Here is a 2,522-nt window from a genome sequence, read left to right as displayed (position 1 = left end):
GTCGGGTAGCCGGAGCGGGTTGCCCCGCTCCGGCCCCCTCAGAACCGGACGTGCCACTCGTCGCGGCATCCGGCTCAAGCGGGTCCCCAGAGCCTCGTTTTGTGGTCATGTTTGCTTGGTCCTTTTCTTGTCGCCAGCGTGATGCTGGCGGTGACATTCGGCGTGTACGAGGCGAAGGTTCTTCCTCTCGTTCGAACCGCCGTCCCGCCGGTACCTGAAGTGGTGTTTATTCAGCGACTTCATGGATGCCGAGAACCAGGCGGCCCATTCGCGTGGGCTGTCCGGTTCGTATTCGGCGCCGGAGATCAGCGGCTGTTTGCACAGTGTGCAGATCCCTCGTTGGCGGGCGGCCAGCGTAACCGACTCTTTGTCGGCTGTTGCTGGCATCTTCTTGCGTGTGCGATTCGCCCAGTACTCGGAAAGCGCTGCATCGTCACGGGAGTTAGCCCCCTTGACCATTACATGCCTTTCGATCTTGGTCCAGCAGAACTTGTACAGGTAGATTCCGGTTTTTCCTTCACCGAACACCCACCGGTCCTGCCGTTTCGAGTTGAAGCGGCCGAAGTACCTGTCGACGCACCAGGTCTTCGACTTCGCCGGGTGCGCATGCTTGGCCCATTTGTAGACGAGCTGCCACATGTAGAAATCCAAGGAATCAAATGTCGCCTTGGATACACCCGTCCGGTAGTAGGTGCACCATCCCTTAATGATGGGATTTAGCTTGCGAACCACGGCGAAGGCATTGCCCCCTCGCAGGGCCAACATCTCAGCGTGGAGCCTCTTCCGGAATCTCTTGACGGCTTCCTTGCTCGGTTTGATGAGGAGCTTCCCGCCGTATCGGCGGACGTTGAATCCGAGGAAGTCAAATCCTTCATCGAAGTGGACGATTTTCGTCTTCTCCTCGTTGAAGTGGAGACCTCTCGGGTGCAACCACGCGGCCAGCTTCTCCTTGACCGCGTGAGCCATCTCTTCACTGTGGCACAGGACGACGAAGTCATCTGCGTACCGCACGAGCACCGGCGCATGGGCCCTACGTGATGCGGGCGCACCTTCCATGCAACCGGCAGCCGCACTCATTCCATGCAGTGCAATATTGAGCAGCAGCGGGCTGACAACTCCACCTTGAGGTGTCCCTTCGTTGGTAGGAGCGAATCGACCCCTGTCCATAACCCCTGCCTTCAGCCAGGCTCGGATCATGCCCCTTGCGGGGAATCCGCCGATGCTCTGCATCAGGAGATCGTGGTCGATTCGGTCGAATGCCGCTGACAGGTCGGCGTCGAGAGCCCACAGGCGTCGAGCACCGCGGTGTGCGACTGTGGTGAAGATGCTCTCGATCGCGTCGTGACAGCCGCGGCCTGGGCGGAAGCCGTAGCTTCGTGCTTCGAACCGCGCTTCCCACTCGGGCTCCAGGGCGTTCTTGACACGGGCCTGGTTAGCCCTGTCCTTCATGACCGGAATACCGAGCGGACGCAGCTTCCCATTTGCCTTTGGAATGTACACGCGCCGGACTGGCATAGCCTTGACCGATTTCGGATCCGCAGAAATCTCTGCGACTAGTCGCCCGCGCTCCCGAGGGGTGAGGGCTACCTCTTCGTCAATGCCTGCCGTTCGGCGACCGATACTCTGCTGCGCAACTCGCTTGACGCTTACCTGCGTGTTGGCGAGCGAGCGCAGCATGAGTTTCTGCAAATTGCGGACCTTCTTGAGGTCCCCACTCTTCGAGGCTGCGAAGATACGCTGCCGTAGTCTCCCTACTGATTCCTCGGCCTTGGCCCAATCGATGTTGTGCCATGCTTCGGCCCAGCCCTCTGGTCCGTTCGCCAGCTGAGGCGCGGCGGTAACGGGCGATCGAGTTGTCACGGTCCCACCTCTCGGCGTCCAACTTGTCCGTCGGTTCGGGTTTCTAGGCAGTTTCCTTGCAGACCCACCTGATCCGCGTGGGCTCCCTTTCGGGCCGGGCATAGCCCGTATCTGGCGGGTTATACAGGGACGTTGGAGACGTTCCCTGCTTTCCCCTCGGCTTTCGCCATGCCAGCATTCGCTTCTCGGATCATCCTGTTCCTGCTGGAGAATTAAGCCTCTGTTACCTCGGGCCTACCGCATAGATGCGGACTCCAACAGGGTTCCCACGTTCCACTCCTTCGAGATACGGCTGGATTGGGCGCCCTCTTAACCCCGGGACCTACGGTGTCCGCGCCTCCTCGCTGTAACCAGGAGGTTCGTATTGCACTTTTCAGCGCTTAGGTCCTACTAGCCGCCGCTTGCATTGCCATCTGCACGACTTGGCAATAACGAGATGTCATCAAGGGTTCACTTGCGTTCGCCCGGTCAGCCTTCCCCTTCACTTGTTGCTACCCGATGGCCTGGGCTGCTCTTGAGCTTTTACACTCGGCTTCACACACCGCCGTTGCCAGCGACGCATGCGAGCGTGGGGACGGATCTGGACACTGATCCGGGACGGTCCGACTCTTCCTTTCTCCTTTCAGACCGTCCGCTCATAGGGAGCGACTTCGTGTCGCACT

At 59.8% G+C, this 2,522-nt stretch carries 1 protein-coding gene; it reads right to left on the bottom strand.

Annotation, left to right across the window (positions count from 1 at the left end; genetic code table 11):
- Positions 1-105: 105 nt before the first annotated feature.
- Positions 106-1,860: a group II intron reverse transcriptase/maturase gene (gene ltrA, locus ACTWQF_RS36700; protein WP_443284114.1), complete on the bottom strand. Its 1,755-nt coding sequence runs from the start codon at positions 1,858-1,860 to the stop codon at positions 106-108.
- Positions 1,861-2,522: the final 662 nt, after the last annotated feature.

The sequence above is a fragment of the Streptomyces sp. 8N114 genome (assembly GCF_052245835.1).
Taxonomy (GTDB): Bacteria; Actinomycetota; Actinomycetes; order Streptomycetales; family Streptomycetaceae; genus Streptomyces.
This window is presented reverse-complemented; position numbering and strand designations above follow the sequence as displayed.